Source organism: Telluria sp. LT2P80 (assembly GCF_059685955.1).
Genome location: NZ_JCASIO010000003.1, coordinates 313,208 through 332,056, shown reverse-complemented (window position 1 = coordinate 332,056; position 18,849 = coordinate 313,208). Strand labels below are relative to the sequence as shown.

18 protein-coding genes are annotated in these 18,849 nt (G+C 64.3%); 16 read left to right on the top strand and 2 right to left on the bottom strand.

The annotated features are described in order from the left end of the window. Nucleotides 1-114: 114 nt before the first annotated feature. From AC56LW_RS10725 to AC56LW_RS10655, 15 genes are all read left to right on the top strand, one after another. Nucleotides 115-1,824, top strand: coding sequence for a sensor histidine kinase (locus AC56LW_RS10725; RefSeq protein ID WP_332531682.1), 1,710 nt, complete (start codon nucleotides 115-117; stop codon nucleotides 1,822-1,824). 30 nt (nucleotides 1,825-1,854) lie between these two features. After that, complete coding sequence (locus tag AC56LW_RS10720) at nucleotides 1,855-2,508, top strand: response regulator (protein WP_499634132.1); 654 nt, start codon at nucleotides 1,855-1,857, stop codon at nucleotides 2,506-2,508. A gap of 373 nt (nucleotides 2,509-2,881) precedes the next feature. Then, complete coding sequence (locus AC56LW_RS10715) at nucleotides 2,882-3,055, top strand: Flp family type IVb pilin (protein ID WP_332531684.1); 174 nt, start codon at nucleotides 2,882-2,884, stop codon at nucleotides 3,053-3,055. An 84-nt stretch (nucleotides 3,056-3,139) separates the two neighbouring features. Next, nucleotides 3,140-3,715 carry an A24 family peptidase gene (locus AC56LW_RS10710; RefSeq protein ID WP_332531685.1) on the top strand — a complete coding sequence of 192 codons (576 nt, stop codon included), beginning with the start codon at nucleotides 3,140-3,142 and terminating at the stop codon, nucleotides 3,713-3,715. Next, nucleotides 3,712-5,079, top strand: coding sequence for a DUF8689 domain-containing protein (locus AC56LW_RS10705; protein WP_499634130.1), 1,368 nt, complete (start codon nucleotides 3,712-3,714; stop codon nucleotides 5,077-5,079). The genes AC56LW_RS10710 and AC56LW_RS10705 overlap by 4 nt, the downstream gene beginning before the upstream one ends. Continuing rightward, nucleotides 5,072-5,914: a Flp pilus assembly protein CpaB gene (gene cpaB, locus AC56LW_RS10700; RefSeq protein WP_499634128.1), complete on the top strand. Its 843-nt coding sequence runs from the start codon at nucleotides 5,072-5,074 to the stop codon at nucleotides 5,912-5,914. Before AC56LW_RS10705 ends, cpaB begins: the two co-directional genes overlap by 8 nt. A gap of 14 nt (nucleotides 5,915-5,928) precedes the next feature. Then, nucleotides 5,929-7,404, top strand: a complete 1,476-nt coding sequence (locus AC56LW_RS10695) for a type II and III secretion system protein family protein (RefSeq protein WP_499634126.1) — start codon at nucleotides 5,929-5,931, stop codon at nucleotides 7,402-7,404. A gap of 2 nt (nucleotides 7,405-7,406) precedes the next feature. Continuing rightward, nucleotides 7,407-7,661, top strand: coding sequence for a hypothetical protein (locus AC56LW_RS10690; RefSeq protein ID WP_332531689.1), 255 nt, complete (start codon nucleotides 7,407-7,409; stop codon nucleotides 7,659-7,661). Between the two features lie 8 nt (nucleotides 7,662-7,669). After that, the gene (locus tag AC56LW_RS10685; protein ID WP_499634124.1) at nucleotides 7,670-8,848 is read left to right on the top strand and encodes a CpaE/TadZ family protein; all 1,179 of its coding nucleotides are present in this window, start codon (nucleotides 7,670-7,672) and stop codon (nucleotides 8,846-8,848) included. After that, entirely contained in the window at nucleotides 8,845-10,290 is a 1,446-nt protein-coding gene (locus AC56LW_RS10680) for a TadA family conjugal transfer-associated ATPase (RefSeq protein WP_499634122.1), read from the top strand. The genes AC56LW_RS10685 and AC56LW_RS10680 overlap by 4 nt, the downstream gene beginning before the upstream one ends. A 10-nt stretch (nucleotides 10,291-10,300) precedes the next feature. Then, nucleotides 10,301-11,275 carry a type II secretion system F family protein gene (locus AC56LW_RS10675; protein WP_499634120.1) on the top strand — a complete coding sequence of 325 codons (975 nt, stop codon included), beginning with the start codon at nucleotides 10,301-10,303 and terminating at the stop codon, nucleotides 11,273-11,275. Nucleotides 11,276-11,290: 15 nt separating this feature from the next. Then, complete coding sequence (locus tag AC56LW_RS10670) at nucleotides 11,291-12,223, top strand: type II secretion system F family protein (RefSeq protein ID WP_499634118.1); 933 nt, start codon at nucleotides 11,291-11,293, stop codon at nucleotides 12,221-12,223. 280 nt (nucleotides 12,224-12,503) lie between these two features. Next, nucleotides 12,504-14,120, top strand: coding sequence for a methyl-accepting chemotaxis protein (locus tag AC56LW_RS10665; RefSeq protein WP_499634116.1), 1,617 nt, complete (start codon nucleotides 12,504-12,506; stop codon nucleotides 14,118-14,120). Nucleotides 14,121-14,310: 190 nt separating this feature from the next. Further along, a complete protein-coding gene (locus AC56LW_RS10660) occupies nucleotides 14,311-14,529 on the top strand; it encodes a hypothetical protein (protein ID WP_499634114.1) in 219 nt (72 codons plus the stop codon). A 188-nt stretch (nucleotides 14,530-14,717) separates the two neighbouring features. After that, complete coding sequence (locus AC56LW_RS10655; RefSeq protein ID WP_499634112.1) at nucleotides 14,718-15,863, top strand: PAS domain-containing sensor histidine kinase; 1,146 nt, start codon at nucleotides 14,718-14,720, stop codon at nucleotides 15,861-15,863. Between the two features lie 51 nt (nucleotides 15,864-15,914). On the opposite strand, the gene AC56LW_RS10650 is transcribed toward AC56LW_RS10655, so the two are convergent. Together AC56LW_RS10650 and AC56LW_RS10645 are read right to left on the bottom strand one after the other, a co-directional pair. Next, entirely contained in the window at nucleotides 15,915-16,568 is a 654-nt protein-coding gene (locus AC56LW_RS10650) for a VTT domain-containing protein (RefSeq protein WP_332531696.1), read from the bottom strand. A gap of 96 nt (nucleotides 16,569-16,664) precedes the next feature. Next, nucleotides 16,665-17,723: an AI-2E family transporter gene (locus AC56LW_RS10645; protein WP_183552805.1), complete on the bottom strand. Its 1,059-nt coding sequence runs from the start codon at nucleotides 17,721-17,723 to the stop codon at nucleotides 16,665-16,667. Nucleotides 17,724-17,979: 256 nt separating this feature from the next. Here AC56LW_RS10645 and AC56LW_RS10640 point away from each other — a divergent pair, with 256 nt between their 5' ends. Continuing rightward, on the top strand, nucleotides 17,980-18,837 hold the full coding sequence (locus AC56LW_RS10640) for a hypothetical protein (protein WP_499634109.1): 858 nt from the start codon (nucleotides 17,980-17,982) through the stop codon (nucleotides 18,835-18,837). Nucleotides 18,838-18,849: the final 12 nt, after the last annotated feature.

Below are 18,849 nucleotides of genomic sequence, written 5' to 3'. Positions count from 1 at the left end.
CTGTGAGAGTGTACGTTGGTCGTATGCGATAAACTGCAGGGATTCTACAGGGCAATAATCACACCCTGTAACCGTTTTAGTGAGGAGTCAGCGCGTTTGTCGGCGCGCAACAACATGAGTTGGAACCCTGATATCCGTCGTTTGATTGCCGCCGCCCGGCGCACGCCCGGCGCCGCCGCGCCATCGGCTGCCTCGCCCGAGGCAGAAGCCTGGATGGTGTTCGGCATGCGCGTGCTACTGTCGATTTCGGCGCTGCTGACGCTGTACATCGGCCCCGGTGGCGTCGTCGCCTCCAGTGCCTGGACCTGGCCGGTGCTCGGCGCTTACGTGCTGCACAGCCTGACACTGCTCGTGATCGCGAGCTACCGGGCCGGCTTCTGGCATGGTCCCAACGTCTACTGGATCGACATCATCTGGTATGGACTGATCGTGCTTGCCACCGGCGGGGGCACCAGTCCGTTCTTTTCCTTCTTCCTGTTTGCGATCCTGGCCACGTCGTTTCGTCACGGGTTCGATGCCGGCGCCAGGCTCACCCTGGGCGCGGTCGGCATCGTGACCGTGTCGGTGATGCTGGTGCAGGGTTTCCAGTCGTTTCACATCCTTCTGCTGCGCGCGACATTCCTGCTTGCGCTGGGCTACATGATCGCGTTCTGGGGCGGCCTGTCCGTCGACCAGCGCCGCCGACTGGCGCTGCTGCGCGACGTCAGTCGGCTGTCGAACCCGCGCTTCGGCGTTCAGCACACCCTCGATTCGCTGATGGACAAGATCCTGCGTTACTATGGCGCCAGCACCTGCACCTTGCTGATGCAGGATAGCCACCAGCGCTGGATCCTCAATACGGCCCATCATCCCCGGGCCGGCCGGCCAATCAGCCGCAGCCGGCCCGATGTGGCGGACGTGCAGCCGCTGCTGGCACTGGGGACGGGGGCGATCCTGTACCGCGGCCCCGGCACCGGCCTGCTGCGCCTGCTGCCCGGCGGCGTGCGCGCGGTGCGTATGGCCACTGGCGAAAAGGAGTGGTGCAGGACGGACCTGGACGCCTGCGGCCACGTGGCCGACCTGCTCGACGCCGACGGTTTCGTCAGCACGTCGCTGCCGCTGCGCAAGGGCAGCGGGCGCATCTTTGTCACCGGTAGCCGCCTTCGCCGTGGCGACGCCACGTTCTTGAAGCACATTGTGCAGCAGGCGTTTCCCGTCATCGAAACCATCGATCTGCTCGACCGGCTGGCGTCGGAAGCGGCGTTTCGCGAACGCCAGACCATCGCCCGCGACCTGCACGACAGCACGATCCAGCCGTATATCGGTCTGCGCCACGCGGTGGCCGCGATCCGCAACAGTGCCGGTGAAGACAGCGCTGTCGCACCCCAACTCGACCGCCTGCTGGCCATGTGTTCGGACGTGATCGGCGACATGCGCGACTTCGCCCAGCGTTTTCGCAGCGGACGCCAGGAAGAGCCCGAACTGCTGGTAGCGTTGCGCCGCCAGTTGCGCCAAGTGCAAACCTTCTACGGCGTGGACGTGATGCTCGAGGTGCAGGGCGAGGGCGTAACCAACGACCGCATGGCGGCCGAGGTGTTCCAGATCGTCACCGAAGGCATCAGCAATATCTGCAAGCACACGCGGGCACGCACGGCCGGCGTCGTGATCGAGGACGCCGCCGGTCAGCTGGCGATCGATATCTTCAACCCGGTGTCCAATGGCGCCCCGGCGGCCAAACCCTTCGTGCCGCGCTCGATTGCCGAGCGCGTCGCCGCGGTGGGGGGGACGCTCGACGTCGAAGCCGACGGGCGCCAGACGCTGCTGCGCGTCCGCATCCCGGTTTGACTGGCACCGACACAACGTAATGGAGAAACAATGACCATCCGCATCCTGCTCGTGGATGACCACAAGACCATGCTGTGGGGCCTTGAACGCCTGATCCAGTCCGAGGGCGCGTCGTTCACACTGGTGGGCAGCGCTGGCGATGGCATGGAGGCGACGGCCCTGTGCGCTGCACTGCACCCGGACATCGTACTGCTCGACCTCGATCTGAAAGGCAGCAGTTCGATCGACTTTTTACCGGCGCTGGTGGCCAACGGCAGCACGCGCGTCGTGATCCTGAGTGCCAACCGCGACCAGGGCACGCTGGCGGCCGCCGTGAAGGCCGGTGCGCGCGGCGTCGTCAGCAAGGAAGCGCCGACCGACGATGTGCTGCTGGCAGTGCGCAAGGTGCATGGCGGCGAGCTGTGGCTCGACCAGTCGCTGATGCAGGCCCTGCTGGGCCAACTGGTGGCACCGGCACCAAAGGCTGATCCGGAGGCCGAGCGTATTGCCACGCTGACGGCGCGCGAGCGTGACGTCATCGGCATGATCGTGCAGGGCAAGGGCGCCCTGAACAAGGACCTGGCGGAACGCGCGTTCATCTCCGAGCGCACGCTGCGCAATCACCTCACCACCATCTATCAGAAGCTGGACGTCGCCAACCGCCTCGAATTGTACGTCTACGCCACGAAGCACGGCCTCTCCTGAGGCACCGCCCTTTCTTCCGTCGGAATGCGCTGGCGCGCGACCCAGGACAAATGTACCGGGTTTCCAGGTAGCAACGTACCTTTCAAAAAGGTAGTTTTGACGGATGGCAACAAAGTCGGGGGTCCGTAAGATTCAACTCATGCGCTGCGTATCGTGACATGCGGTACGGCGGCAAGCGAACAGGAGCGAACGGTGCACGACAGAGAAGACAACCCGGAACAGCAGTATGAAAGCAGCAGCAATCCGGCCATGTCGTATGTCGTTCTCTCGGTTCTGCTCGCAGTCGTCTGCTTCATCGCGGCAATGGCTGCATGGACGAGCGCATAAAGCCAACCTGCTAATGCTTGAATACCGACCCTTGAAAGGCTCCATTGTGAACTTCATCAAAAACCTGATCAAAGAAGAAGACGGCGTCACCGCCATCGAATACGCACTGATCGCATCGCTGATCGCCGGCGTCATCATCACCGCCGTGACCCTGCTGGGCGGCAACATCAGCACGCTGTTCTCGGACCTGGCCGCACGCATCAAGACCCCGACCACGTAATCGAACACAGCACGGCCCGCCTTGAGCGGTCCTCATCCGGCGCGGACTGTCCCTCGCCGGATTTTTTTTACCCGGAGCATTTCCTTGACGATCTTGCCACTTATGATGCTGTGCTTGCTACTCGGCGCCGCCGTATGGCATGACGTGCATGCGCGCCGCATTCCGAACGCCGTCGTTTTCCCCGGTATGCTCGCGGCGTTCGTGCTGCACACCGCGTTGCCGGCCGGGCCGGGCTTGTTCGGCACGCCGATGGGCGGGCTGGGGCTGTTGTCGTCATTGGGCGGCTTCGGGGTGGGACTGGCGATCCTGCTGCCGATGTATGCGCTGCGCCTGATGGGCGCCGGTGACGTCAAACTGCTGGCCATGGTGGGCGCCTTTGTCGGCGCCGGCCAGATCATCACGGTCGGACTGGTCACGCTGGTTGCAGGCGGCGTGCTTGCGCTGGCGTTTGCGGCCTGGCAGGGCAATCTGCGCCGTCTGGTCGCCAATGCGTACCACATGGCACTGCACACGACATTCTCGGCGCTGGCCGGCGCGGTTGCCGCGCCAACGGTACCGCCGAAAGCAGCCAGTGGCCGCCTGCCGTATGCGATTGCGATTGCGGTTGCCACCATTTTCTGTGTGCTGTGGTTGCGCGTGCATGGGGAGCTGCCCCTGTGAACCAGTCCCTGCTCGCCCCCGCGCACGCTCCGGCCGATGCAAGGGCGCCGCGCACGGTCGACGAGACCGGCCTGCCGTTCCTGTTCCTGGCCGAATTGCTCGGCAAGGTGCTGGCCCAACGCGGACAACTCCGCCTGGCCGAACTGGCCGCGCACACCAAACTCAACGTCAGTGTCATCGATCCTTTGATCGCGTTCCTGCGCAGCGAAAAGCTGTGTGAAATCGCGCGCATCGGCAACAGCGGCACCGACGCCGACCTGTGCTATATCCTCACCGAGGCCGGTCGCGCACGTGCCGCCGCTGCGCTGGGCCGCAATGCCTACGCCGGTCCGGCGCCTGTCACGCTGGCGGCCTACGTGGCCCAGGTCAAGGCGCACAGCGTGGCCAACATGCAGGTGACGCGGGACGCGATGGCCGCCACCTTCGATGGTGTCGTCGTCACCCCGGTCGTGCTCGACCAGATCGGCGCCGGCATGAATTCGGGCCGGGCGCTGTTCCTGTACGGCGCGGCCGGCAGTGGCAAGACTTATCTCGCAGAGCGCCTGCGCGACCTGCTCGTCGGCACGATCGCCGTGCCGCACGCGCTGATGGTCGATGGCGAAGTGATTCCGTTCTTCGACAACGTGCAGCACTGCGTGACCGAAGCGGCGGTGACGGAAGCGCCGAGCCTGGACCGCGGCAGCGCGCCCGACCTGCGCTGGATCCGCGGCGTGCGTCGTCCCGCTGCGCTGGCCGGCGGCGAACTGACGCTTGACATGCTTGACCTGCGGTTCGATCCGCACACCCGCCTGTATCAGGCACCGCCGCATCTCAAATCGAACAATGGCATCTTCATCATCGACGATCTGGGCCGCCAGCGCTGCACCCCGGAAGCCCTGATGAACCGCTGGATCGTGCCAATGGACCGCAATGTCGATTACCTGACGCTGCACACGGGCCACACATTCCAGGTGCCGTTCGACGTGATCATCGTGTTCTCGTCGAACTTCGTGCCGCAGCGCCTGTCGGACGGCGCGTTCCTGCGCCGCCTCGGCTACAAGATCGAGGTGCCGGCAGCGTCGACCGACGAATACACGCGCCTGTTCCGCCAGGCGTGCGACAGCGTCGGCGTGGCGTTCGATGCCGCGTCATTCGACTACCTGCTGACGTGCCACCGCGAGCGCGGTGTGCCGCTGCTGGCTTGCTACCCGCGCGACCTGATGCGCCAGTTGCGCGACCTGGCGCGCTACGAAGACCGCGCGCCCGAATTATCGCGCCGCACCCTGGACTGGGCCTGGGACAACTATTTTGCCGCGGGCGCCCCAGGCCGGCCCGCATCACAAGAACGCCGCGAACGCGGCACGACGGAGTATGAGCATGCGTAATTCGAGAGCGATCCTGATCATCGGCGTGGCGCTGCTGCTGGCGCTGGGCGCCGTGGTACTGGCAGCCAAGTGGATGGGCGAGCAGGGCCCGGCCGGCACCCGCGTGGTGGTGGCCGCCGCCGACATCGGGCAGGGTGCGCGCATCCTGCCGGCCAGCCTGCAACTGGCCGACTGGCCTGCCGGCGCACTGCCGCCCGGCGCGATCACCGACATGAAGGTGCTCGAAGGGCGCATCGCCCGCGGCGACATCGCACGCGGCGAGCCGGTGCTCGAATCGAAGCTGGCGCCGGCTGGCACGCTGGGCGGCCTGTCGGCGGTGGTGGCCAGCGGCAAGCGCGCCATGACCGTACGCGTCAACGACGTCGTTGGCGTGGCCGGCTTTGCACTTCCGGGCAACTATGTCGATATCCTCGTCAACCTGGCGCCCACCAACAGCGACCTGGCGCAGAACGCCGGCTCGATTTCGAAAATCGTACTCGAGCGCATCCTGGTGCTGGCCGTGGCGCAGGAATCGGCTGTCGACGACAGCAAGCCGCGTGTCGTCAATGCCGTCACGCTGGAGCTGACCCCGGATCAGGTCGAAAAGCTCGACCTGGCCCGCTCGATCGGCTCCCTGTCGCTGGTACTGCGCAACCAGGTCGAAGCGCAACCGGCCAATACCACCGGCGCCACGCGCGAATCGGTGCTTGGCCTGCCTGCACTGTCGGTTAAGGCACCAGCGCCCGTGGTCGAGCCGGCGCCGCGCACCCCATCTCCTGCACCACGTCAGCCAAGCGCGCCGCGCGACGGCGTCCTGGTGATCCGCGGCCTGGACGCCGCTTCGCAAAGCTTTTGATTGAAGAATCCGTCATGACCACATTGACTCACAAGACCCTGCTTGCCTGCGCCATTGCGTTGACGCTGGATGCCCATGCGGCCCCCGCCAGCAAGGTGGACGCCGGCGACACAAGCGCCGCAGCGGCCGACTGCATCGACCTGCGCGGCGGTGCTAACGGGCGGCTCCAGCTGATGCGCGGCAAATCCGTTCTCAAGCGTTTCTGCACGCCGGCCGGCGCGGTCATGGTGGGCGACCCGAAAGTGGCCAACGTCGTGGTCCCGGGTGCGAGCGAAGTCGTGATCGTCGCGCGCAGTGTCGGCAGCACCAACCTGATCGTGTCCGGCCGCGACAAGCGCTCGACCGTGATCGACCTGGACGTGGCGATCGACACGTCGGCGCTGCGCGCGCAGTTCGACGCGCTGTTCCCGCTCGAGCGCGATATCCGCATCGGCGCCAGCGGCAACGCCGTGGTGTTGTCGGGCATGGTCAGCGATGTCGGCGTGGCCAGCGCTCTGGTGGACCTGGCCACGGCGTTCCAGGAAAGCGCCGTTCCCGGAGCCGGCGGTCAGGCCGACAGCGGGGCCGGCAGCCCGTCGCCGTTGTCCGTCGGCGCGCCTGCATCGGCACCGGCTGCAGGCTCTGGCGCCGCAGCGAAAGTATTGAACATGCTGTCGATCGCGGCACCCCAGCAGGTCATGCTGGAAGTGAAGATCGCCGAAATCTCGAAGTCGCTCGTGGACCAGCTGGGCGCCAAGGCAGGTTTTTCCAAGACCAACGGGAACTGGACCTATGCCGCCGTATCGAGCCTGCTCAGTGGCGGCGCCGGCGCCGTCAGCGCCGTGGGCACCGGCATCAAGGAACTCACCATCGACGGCGAAAAGCGCGACGGGCTGGTCAAGATCCTGGCCGAGCCGAACGTCATGGCCATCAGTGGGCAAGAGGCGAGTTTTCTTGCCGGCGGCAAGATCTTCATCCCGGTCGCGCAGAATTCATCCGGCGGCGCGGGCCTGATCACGCTCGAAGAAAAAGAGTATGGCGTGGCGGTGAAATTCACGCCGACCGTGCTGGCGGGTGGGCGCATCAACCTGCGCGTGGCACCGGAAGTATCGGAACTCAATCGCGAAGGCATCGGCATCAGCACGGGCGGTTCCAGCAACAGCGCGACCGCGATCCTGCCATCGTTTACGACGCGCCGCGCGGCGACCACCGTGCAGCTGCAGGATGGCCAGAGTTTCGCCATCGGTGGCCTGATCCGCAATAACGTGACCAGCACCATCAAGCGCTTCCCGTTCCTGGGCGACGTCCCGGTGCTCGGCACCTTGTTTCGCAGCAGCGACTTCCAGAACGACCGCACCGAACTGGTGTTCATCGTGACGCCGCGCCTGGCCAAGCCGATGCAGTCGCAGCCCGCATTGCCGACCGACGGTTACGTGCAGCCGACCCGCGCCGAATTCCTGCTTGGCGGCCAGCTCGAAGGCCGCGCCGCTCCTGTCGCACCAGAGAAATGATCATGAAGACCATCACCACCGCCATCCTCGCCGCATCCTGCACGCTCCTGCTGGGCGGCTGCGCAACCGACACGCCCGCCGGCACCGGCACCACCGTGCGGAGCATCATGGCCAGCCAGGTCATCACGCCCCAGGCCGCGCCGTCGGTGCCGGGCAACGACGCCCGCGCCGCGATCCTCGGCTACAAGAATTACCAGGGCTCGTTCGCCGCGCCCGCACCCCAGGTCGACAGCACGCTGTTCGGCGCGAACAAATAGAGATCATCATGAAAATCGCAGTCCTTTCGCGCGATGAGCGCCACCTGATCGAGCTGTCGCGCCAATTGCGCGCACGCCCGGGCAGCGACGAAGTCGACATGATCGCCGGCACCCCGGCGCGCCTGTCGACGATGAGCGACGACGCCATCCCCGACCTGCTGGTGGTCGACCAGCCGCGCGCCGACGAGGGTGATCTTGACCAGCTCGAGCGGCTCGGCCATCTGTTCCCGCGCATGGCGTTCATCGTGCTGTCGGGCGACCTGTCGCAGGATTTTCTGCTGCGCGCGATGCGCGCCGGCGTGCGCGAAGTGCTGCCTGCCGCGCCCGGCGCGGCCGACCTGGCCAAGGCCGTCGACCACATCGCCGAGAAGTTCGGCAGCCAGGGCGCCGCGCAGGGGAAGGTGCTGGCTTTTATTTCCTGCAAGGGCGGCAGTGGCGCAACCTTCCTGGCCACGAACCTGGCCTATGCGTTGTCGGCCGGCGGCAACAAGCGTGTCGCCATGATCGACATGAATCTGCAGTTCGGCGACGCGTCACTGTTCGTCTCGGACAGCAAGCCGCTTGCTACACTGTCGGATGTCGCAACCCAGATCCACCGGCTCGATCCGTCGTTTCTGTCGTCGAGCATGGTTGCCGTGACGCCGAACTTCAGCGTGCTGGCTGCGCCATCGGATCCGGCCCATGCCAGCGACGTCAAGCCGGAGCACATCGACGCGATCATCAAGCTGGCGCGCCGCCAGTACGATTTCATCGTGCTCGACGTCGCGCGCAGCCTGGATCCGGTGACGATCCGCGCGCTCGACCATGCCGACACGATCTACCCGGTACTGCAAACGACGCTGCCGTATATCCGCGACGGCAAGCGCCTGCTCGACGTGTTCCGCAATCTCGAATATGGCAACGACAAGGTCGAAATCGTGGTGAACCGCCACGACAACAACAGCGACATCAAGCTCAAGGACCTCGAGCAGGCCTTTGACACGACCCACCTGCGCACGATGCCGAATCACTACGATGCGGCGGCCAAGTCGGTCAATCAGGGCGTGCCGATCACGCGCCTGGCGCCCGAGAGCCCGCTGAGCGCGGCCTTGATGACCATGGCGCGCAGCCAGACGGGCGAGGCGGCGCCGCAGGCGGCGGCCAGCGTGATGGCGCGCCTGTTCAAGCGCCGCAAGACTGACGCATGACCCGCGAATTGTCCAAGGAATCCAACGACATGAACATGATCCCATCTGCTTCGCTGCGCGAACGCCTCGGCAGCGCAGCCCTGGCCAGCAGCACCAGCACGATAGCGAGCGCACCGACGCGCGTGACCAGTGGCGCTCCGGCGCCGCGCGCCGCCGCCGTGCGCGGCGGGCCGATCGACAACCGCGCGTATCACCAGCTCAAGTCCCGCATCCACGAAGCGCTGCTCGACCGCATCGACCTGGAAAGCATGCAGCGCCTGAACGGCGACCAGATCCGGCAAGAGCTGCGCCTGCTGGTCGAGCGCCTGCTCGAAGAAGAAATGGTCGTCATCAACGACGCCGAGCGCAAGATGCTCACGCGCGATATCCAGAACGAGATGCTGGGCTTCGGCCCGCTCGAGCCGCTGCTGGAAGACCCGACCGTCTCGGACATCCTGGTCAACACGCACAAGCAGGTCTACGTCGAACGGCGCGGCAAGCTCGAACTGACCGACGTGACCTTCACCGACGAAGCCCACCTGATGAAGATCATCGACAAGATCGTCTCGCGCGTGGGGCGCCGCATCGACGAATCGAGCCCGATGGTCGATGCGCGCCTGCCGGACGGCTCGCGCGTGAACGCGATCATCCCGCCGCTGGCGATCGATGGCGCCGTGATGTCGATCCGGCGCTTCTCGGCCGATCCGCTGCGCCTGGCCGACCTGGTGGCATATGGCAGCATGACGGCCGACATGGCCGAGGTGCTGCAGGGCCTGGGCAAGGCCAAGGTCAATATCGTGATCTCGGGCGGCACGGGTTCGGGCAAGACGACGATGCTCAATGTGATCTCGGGCTTCATCAGCCACAACGAGCGCATCGTGACGGTCGAAGACGCGGCCGAACTGCAGCTGCAGCAGCCGCACGTGGTGCGTCTGGAAACGCGCCCTGCGAACATCGAAGGCAAGGGCGAAGTGACCCAGCGCGCGCTGGTCAAGAACGCGCTGCGGATGCGCCCCGACCGCATCATCCTGGGCGAGGTACGCGGCGAAGAAGCCATGGACATGCTGGGCGCGATGAACACCGGCCACGAAGGCTCGATGGCGACCCTGCACGCCAATACGCCGCGCGAAGCGCTCACGCGCCTGGAAAACATGATCAGCATGGCGGCGCCGAACCTGCCGCCGAAGGCCATGCGCCAGCAGATCTCGTCGGCCGTGGGCGTCGTCGTGCAGGTTTCGCGCCTGACCGACGGCAAGCGCAAGGTGCTGTCGATCACGGAAGTGACGGGCATGGAGGGCGACGTCATCACGATGCAGGAGATCTTCACGTTCCGCCAGACCGGCGTGGCGGACGATGGCACGGTGCTGGGTCAGTCCACCGCCACCGGTGTGCGGCCGCACTTTGCCGAGCGCCTGCGCACGTTCGGCGTGAACCTGGCGCCGCACATCTTCGAGCCGCGTTAGGACCCCTGGCATGGATACCACCTTCCTCCTGTTCATCCTGCTGCTGTTCGTCGCCGTCCTGCTGCTGGTATGGGGCGTGTATACGGCCTGGCAGGCGAACAACAACCCGGAAGCCGAGCGCATCGCGCGCCGCCTGCGCAGCGTGATCGGGCGCGAGACGCGCGAACTCGATGTCACCATCGTCAAGGAACGGCGCCTGTCCGACAACCCGGAGCTGGAACCGTTGCTGCGCCGCGTGCCTGGTGTGTACCGGCTGGACCGCATGCTGCTGCAGGCGGGCAGTGCGCAGAAAGTGGCGTCGCTGCTGGCCGTGTGCGCAGCGTGTGCGGTTGGCGGGATCGTGGCGGCGTTGCTGCTGCGCCTGCCCTTGCTCGGCTTCGTGGGTTGCACCCTCGTTGCCGGGTGGCTGCCGCTGCTGCGCCTGACGCGCGCGCGCGATGCGCGCATGGTGCGCTTCGAGCGCCAGCTGCCTGAAGCGCTCGACATGATGAGCCGCGCGATGCGCGCCGGCCACGCGTTTCCGACGGCGCTGAAACTGGCGGCCGACGAGGTGAGTGCACCGCTGGGCGAAGAATTCAAGACCGCATTCGATGAAGTCAACTTTGGCGTCTCGATGGGCGACGCGCTGAATAACCTGGCGCAGCGCGTACCGAGCATGGATTTGCAGTACTTCGTCGTCGCCGTGCTGATCCAGCGCGAGAGCGGTGGCAACCTGACTGAATTGCTGACGTCGATTTCGAGCATCATCCGCGATCGCCACAAGCTGGCCGGCCAGGTGCGCGTGCTGTCTGCCGAGGGTCGCATCTCGGCCTGGGTGCTGTGCCTGCTGCCGTTTGGCGCCGGCGGCATGATGGCGCTGGCCAATCCCGAGACAATGGGTGTGCTGGTCAATGATCCGATCGGGCGCCAGCTGAGCGGCGCGGCGCTGGGCATGATGGGTTTTGGCGTGCTGGCGATCCGCAAGATCGTCCGCATCCGGATGTAACGAAAGTACGACACGATGACCATGGCAAACATTCTCATGCTGGCAGCGATGTTCCTGCTGGTGTTCGGCATTGCGGTGGCAGCCTTGCTGCTGCTCACGCGCGATCCCGTCAAGGCGCGTCTGGTGGCGCTGGACGAGCGCGATATGCCCAAGACCCGGCGCGGGGACGGCTGGGGCGCGCGCCTGGCCGATTTCGCCGAGCCGCTGGCCAAGCTGTCGGTGCCGACCGACGGGTGGGAATCCTCGCCATTGCGGCTGCGCTTCATCAATGCCGGCTGGCGCGCGCCCTCGGCTCCCGGGCTGTACCACGCCGGCAAATCGGTGCTGACGATCGGCCTGCCACTGCTGGTCTGGATCGCGCTGCCGCACCAGCCTGACCGGCCTCTGGCGCTGACCTTCCTGTTGCTGGTGAGCGCGGCCAGCATCGGCTACTACCTGCCGGACTTTCTCCTGAAGCGCCGTGTCGCCAATCGCCAGCGCGACATCTTCGAAAGCTTCCCCGATGCGCTCGACCTGATGACCGTCTGTGTCGAAGCGGGTCTGGCGATGGATGCGGCGCTGGCTCGCGTGGGCAACGAGATCGGCCTGAAAAGTCCGGTGCTGGCCGATGAGCTGCAACTGGTGACGCTCGAACTGCGCGCCGGCAGCGCCAAGGAAAAAGCGCTGCGCAATCTGGCGCTGCGCACCGGCGTGGAAGACGTGGATGCGCTCGTCAAAATGCTGATCCAGGCCGAACGCTTCGGCACCAGCGTCGGCACCGCGCTGCGTGTGCAATCGGAACAACTGCGCACGCGGCGGCGGCAACTGGTGGAAGAGAAGGCGGGGCAGATTGCAACCAAGCTGTTGTTCCCGCTGATCTTCTGCATTTTTCCGGCGTTGCTGGTGGTGTTGCTGGGACCGGCAGTCATCCAGATCTTCCGCGCGATGACCCCGGTGGCCGGTCACTGAGCGTGCAGTACAGGTTCGCGCTGCACGGCAGTCTGTCCGATCCATCGGCGCAGAAGACCGAGCAGCGTCGCATGCATGCTGAATCGACCATGTTTGAGGTTGAAAGTATTTACGCGTATTACACGAAGATTCGTCTCTGTTAGCCGAAGATGTTGGCCGTGTGCAACACGCGAGGGTGTCGCATGTGCGATGATATTTCTTTTGGGCATCTTTGCCCATGCGGCGTTCCTTTGCATACGCAGGGCGCCGGTCTCACACACACCCTCCCGGATAACCGTTGATGAAAAACTTAAAAATAGGCACGCGCCTGGCGTTCAGCTATGCGGCCGTACTGATCCTCATGGCCATCGTGATCGTCGTGACCCTCGGTCGCATGGGCGACATGAAGGATGCGACCGATCGCGTGGTCAATACCAGCATGAAGAACCAGCGCAACGTGGCCGAGTGGTCCAAGATCATCGAAGTCAACACCACGCTGATGGAAATGGCGTACCGCACGCCAGAGCCGGAGCAGGTCAGGATCATCACTGACCGTATTGCAGCAGGCTCGGTGCGCTCCACCGAATTGCAGCAAACGATCAAGGCCGGCTTGCGCAACCCGAAGTCGCAGGCCCAGCTCGAAGAGGTGGTGGCTGCCCGGGCGCCGTACCTGGCCGCACGCACCGCGCTGCTCGCTGCCAAGAATGGCGGCGACACGGAAGGCGCACGACGCATCTTCGACACCCAGATGCGCCCGACGAGCCTTGCCTACCTCGAATCGATCAACAAGCTTGCGGTTGCCCAGCAAAACTCGGCAGGAAAATTCGTGGCCGATGCGGCTGCAGCGTATGACACGGCGCGTACGACCCTGATCGGCCTGGGAACGCTCGCCATCGTGCTGGGCGTTTCCTTCGGCATCTTCATTACCCGCTCGATCGTGCGGCCGATCCAGGATGCGGTGGCGGTTGCCGACCGCGTGTCGTCGGGCGACCTGGGCAGCCAGTTCACCGTCACGACCCGCGACGAGACCGGCCAGTTGATGGCGGCCTTGCAGAAAATGAACGATAACCTGCTCGGTATCGTAACCCGCGTCCGGGCCGGTACGGAAACCATCGCGACTGCCTCGGCCGAAATCGCTGCCGGCAATCTGGACCTGTCGCGTCGCACCGAACAGCAGGCCGGTTCGCTGGAAGAAACTGCTTCGTCGATGGAAGAACTCACGTCCACCGTGCGCCAGAATGCCGATAACGCCCGCCGCGCCAACACGATGGCCTCCGAAGCGGCCAGCATTGCCGGGCAGGGCGGCGCCGTGATTGCGCAAGTGGTCGGCACGATGAGCGAGATCAATGCCTCGTCGCGCAAGATCGTCGACATCACCAGTGTCATCGACAGCATCGCGTTCCAGACCAATATCCTGGCGCTGAATGCCGCCGTGGAAGCGGCGCGTGCCGGTGAACAGGGCCGTGGCTTTGCCGTCGTCGCCACCGAAGTGCGTAACCTTGCGCATCGCTCGGCTGCTGCGGCCAAGGAAATCAAGGGCCTCATCGACGACTCGGTGCAAAAGGTCGAAGCGGGCACCAGCCTGGTCGACAGTGCGGGGACCACGATGACCAATATCGTGCAGAGCATTTCCCTCGTGACCGGCATCATGAGCGAAATCTCGCATGCCAGCGACGAACAGAGCGCCGGCATCGAGCAAGTCAACGCCGCCATCACCGAGATGGACCAGGCCACGCAGCAGAACGCCGCGCTGGTCGAGCAAGCCGCTGCCGCCGCCGGTTCGATGCAGGAGCAGGCTGCGCACCTGGCCGATGTCGTCAGTGTCTTCAAGACGGACGTGCGCGCTGGCGCCGCCCATCCGGCACCAGCGCGTAGCCAGGAAGCGCCGGCTGGACGCCTTGCATTGGCGGGCGTCTAAGACGGCCTGCGCTGGATGCATGGTGGTACCGGCATTGCGCCCGTACCACGTGGTTTCCTGTTGTTGATCAAATACGGGATTTTCGAGATAGTTGATTTGTGAATGACGACTATCATGGATCGCAATTTGATTTCTATCTGAGAGAGCGCATACTAGCTTCATACCAGATCAAACACACAGGAAGAAAATCATGACCACCTTGTCCCTTCGCCCATCGTTCGCTGCCCAACTGGCCGCCGTGTTCAGCACCGCATTCGATTTCGTGCGTGAAGTCAAGGCAGCGCCAAGCGTCGCAACCCGCACCACCGGCAGCGCTGATGTCTGGGCGTTGTACCGCATGACCCGCGGCGCCGATGCAGTCTCGCCAGCAGTGGCCCGCCGCCTGGCTGCGCACGCCAAGTCGAACTGATTCCCGCGCCGGGCTTTCGCCCGGTCTGCCTCGAACGCCCCGCACGATGCGGGGCGTTTGTCGTTTACAGGCAGCCTGTACGACAACCTCCCACACACAGGGTAGTTCGTCTCCTACGCTGTGCAAATGTTGCAAGCTCGATAATGTCGATTGAGAATTCGATAGCGGTGCTCGTCCGCATATGCACCATGAACATTAAAAAAACGCCCGTTGAGGGTCAATTTACCGAGTTGGACAATGGCTGGCCGGAATCCTATGCGTGGGCAATCGAGCAAATGCCTTGCCCTGCGTATTGTTGCTCCCCGACTGGTGCGCTGGTCCATGTCAATGCGGCTGCGCGGCGGATCTGGGGCGAGTCGTGTCCGCTGGTGGAAGACATGCGCTGGGATGGTTTTGAGACGCTGCGCGGACTGGACGGCCAATTGCTGGACAAGGCCACCAGTCCGGCGGCGCAGGCCGCAGCGGGCGCATCACCATGCCCGACCGAGCTGCTCGCCGTGTGCCGCGATGGCCAAGCGCGCCGTATCGTCATTCATGCCAAGCCCGTGTTCCAAGCAAACGGCGCAGTCGTCGGCGCCTTGTGCTGCCTGACCGACATCAGCGAACAGCGGCGGTTGCAAGAGCGCGAGCGGGACGCGGCGAATGCGCGTGAAGAATTCCTGGCCATGCTGGCGCACGAATTGCGCAACCCGCTGGCGCCCATCATGAGTATTGCGGGCCTTCTGCAACGCGCCAACAAGGACCCGGTCGTGGCAAAAATGGCCGGCGTCGTCCAGCGGCAAACCAAGCAGCTCGCACGTTTCATTGCCGATCTGCTGGACGCGTCACGTGTTGATTGCGTGCACACGCTGCCTGTCGAGCTGCGCAGGTGCACGAAGCACGAGATCGTGAACCTGTCGCTGGACGCGGTGGAAACGCTGGTGCGGTCACGCAACCAGCGTTTGATCGTCGAGGTCGACAATCCCGACGCCGAGTTGCGCTGCGATCCGGAGCGGGTGGCGCAGGCACTGGGGAACGTGCTGTGCAATGCCAGTGCGTTCACGCCGGATGGCGAGGAAATCTGCCTGCGGGTCTATATCGAGGGCAATATGCTGCGCGCCGAGGTCATCGACTGCGGGGCCGGCATTGCGGCAGAAGACTTGCAGCACATTTTCGAGCCATTCGAGCGCCGTGCGCTGGCACCGGGCCGCGCGCCCGTTGGGGCGGGACTGGGCTTGACGATCGCCAAGGGCGTCTGCGAAGCCCATGGCGGATCGATCTTCGTGCGCAGTGCGGGGCCCGGGATGGGCACCACCGTGTCGATGGCCTTGCCGGTGGCCGTCTGCGCTGCCTGACATGCTGACCGGGATCGTCTCCCGGCTTGGATCGTCACACATGTGGTCAGGTCAGACCTGGCCGCCGGCACGGCGCGCGCGGTGACGCTCCAGCAGCCAGGCCACGATGCCTGGCACCAGCGACAGCACGATGATGCCCATGATGACTGCGGTCAGATTGTCGTTGACCCATTTGATATTGCCAAAGATGTAGCCGGCAACCGTCAGCGACACGACCCACAGGGTTCCGCCAGCGACGTTATACGCCAGGAAGGTGGCATAGCGCATGCTGCCCAGCGCTGCCACGAACGGTGCGAGCGTACGGACGATCGGCACATAACGCGCCAGCACGATGGTCTTGGGACCATGGCGCTCGAAGAAGCGCTCGGTATGCGCGATGTGCTCGGCCTTGATGAGGCGGAACCGGTAACCGCGCTTCACGCGTTCACGAAACGCACTGCCAATGGCAAAGTTGAGGATATCGCCAGTCACCGCTGCGACGATCAGCAGCGGGATCAGCATTTCCAGTGACAGCATGCCTTTGGCAGCCAGCGCGCCGGTGACGAACAGCAGCGAGTCGCCGGGCAGGAATGGCATCACGACCACGCCTGTCTCGACGAAGATCACGGCAAACAGCAGCACGTAGACGAGCAACTGGTATTCGGCCGCCAGTACTGCGAGGTGGCGGTCCAGGTGGAGGAACCAGTCGAGCAGGGTAGTAAACATTGAATGTCTCGTTGAATCAGGTTGCGGCAGGACCCCGGCCAACGTCATGCTGGCCGGAGCAAAGCGCGTATCTTACCTTTACTGCAACCCGTCCTGTTACTCTTCCTGGAATTCGTCCGAGCGGCAGAACAGATCCCAGGCCGCGATGAACAGGGCCGCAATCACCGGTCCGATCACGAAGCCGTTCAGGCCGAACAGCGCCATGCCGCCCAGCGTCGAGAGCAGAATCACATAGTCGGGCAGCTTGGTGTCCTTGCCGACCAGGATCGGACGCAGGATATTGTCGACCAGGCCGATGACCAGAACGCCATACGCGGCCAGCACCACGCCCTGCCAGATCGCGCCCGTTACCAGGAAGTAAATCGCCACCGGCCCCCACACCAGTGCCGCACCGATGGCCGGCAGCAGTGACAGGAAGGCCATCACCACGCCCCACAGCAGTGGGCCGGACACGTCCAGCATCCAGAAGATCAGGCCGCCCAATGCGCCTTGCGCGACCGCCACCAGCACATTGCCTTTGACCGTGGCGCGAATGACCGTCGTGAAGTTCTGGAACAGACGGCTCTTGTATTCGACACTCAGCGGCACGGCGCGCTGGATGCGCGCTGCCAGGATGCGGCCGTCGCGCAGCAGGAAGAACAGCAGGTACAGCATGATGGTCATGCTGACGACGAAGTCGAGCGTGTTGCGGCCGATATTGAGCGCATACGTGGCGGCAGCCTGGCTGATCTGCGCCGCAAATTCGGTGATCTTGGTCTGCAGCGATGCCAGGTTGGTCAGTTCGAAGCGTTCGAGGATCGAAATGGCCCAGTTCGGCAAGGCGCGCATCACGACCTCGAAGTAGTGGGCGAAATCGATCTGGCCGCTGCTGACCATCGTGTAGATACCGGCGACCTGGTCGACCAGCGACGCCGTGATCATGGCCAGCGGCAGCAGCACCATCAGCACGATGACCAGCAGCGAGAGCAGGGCGGCGACGGTGGGCTTGCCCTTGGTCGCGCGCAGCAGTTTCGATTGCAACGGCGCGAAGATGATGGCGAACACGACGCCCCAGAACACGGCGCCCGAGTACGGCAACAGAATCCAGAGGAAAGCGATCGTGACGATCGTGAGCAGGAGCAGAAAGGAATTCTGCGGAAGGGTAAATTGCTTCATTGGCTGCGTTTGCGAAAAGGTTAATGTTTCTGGATGATAAACCAAGCCGCTGAAAGCACCCGGCACGTTCGTGTAATGACGCGGGGTGGTGTGCCAAGTATGCAACTTGCATGGCGTGATATTCCGCTGTGGCTTAATGACCACAAAGTCAGTTCAATCGTGTGGGTTGGCAAACTAACATCTTGCGATAATTAATTGTTGCCGCGTCAGACACAGTCTGGCGGGCACTTCCATCAATTGATTATCCGGAGAAAGAATGTCCCGTCCTGTACGACGCACTGCTGCCCCGTCTGTCCACACCACCCTCGTCCGCGCGCTCAAGGGCGCGATCCTGCTGGGCGCCGCCGCAGCAGGCATGGCGCAGGCGCAGCAATCGCCAGCGCTCGATCGCGTCAGCATCTCGGCCGGCGCGTTCTACGCCGAGCCGGAAATCCACCTGGGTGGCGACACGCGCTATGGCCGCATCGACACGCCAGACGAAGAGATCGACGACGTCACGCTGCCACGCGTCAAGGCCGAGGTTCTGATCGGCGACAGCCACGGCATTTCGTTCGATTACTTCCGCTTCGACGAAGGCTATGGCGCTGACCTGAACGGCAACACGGAGTATGAAGGCCGTCCGGTCAGCGGCTCGATCCGCGCCGACGCCAACCTGCGCATCGAGCTGGCGCGCCTGTCGTACAAGCTGTGGTTCGGCAAGGAAAAGAATGTCTTCGGCATCGGCCTGGGCGCAGCCCACCTGCGCGCCAAGATTTCCGGTTCGGCAACGGCCAATGTCAGCGCGACCGCGCCAGTGGAAAACTACACGTGGAGCGGTTCGGCGTCAGCCAGCGAAAGCGTGTGGGCCCCGACCGTTGAACTGGCATGGCGCCACGCCCTGAACGACCAGGTCCGCTTCTACGCGGAAGCCGCGGGCGTGAAGAAGAACGGCGGCAACGTCGAAGGCCATATCTATAACGGCGCGGTCGGCGTGGAATACTTCCCGCACAAGAACATCGGCCTGGTGCTGGACTACGGCATCCAGAAGATCGACCTGCATCGCAATGGCGAACGCACGGCCGACATCGACCTCAAGCTGACCGGCCCGTCGGCCTACCTCAAGGTCCGCTTCTGATCGGGACTGCGC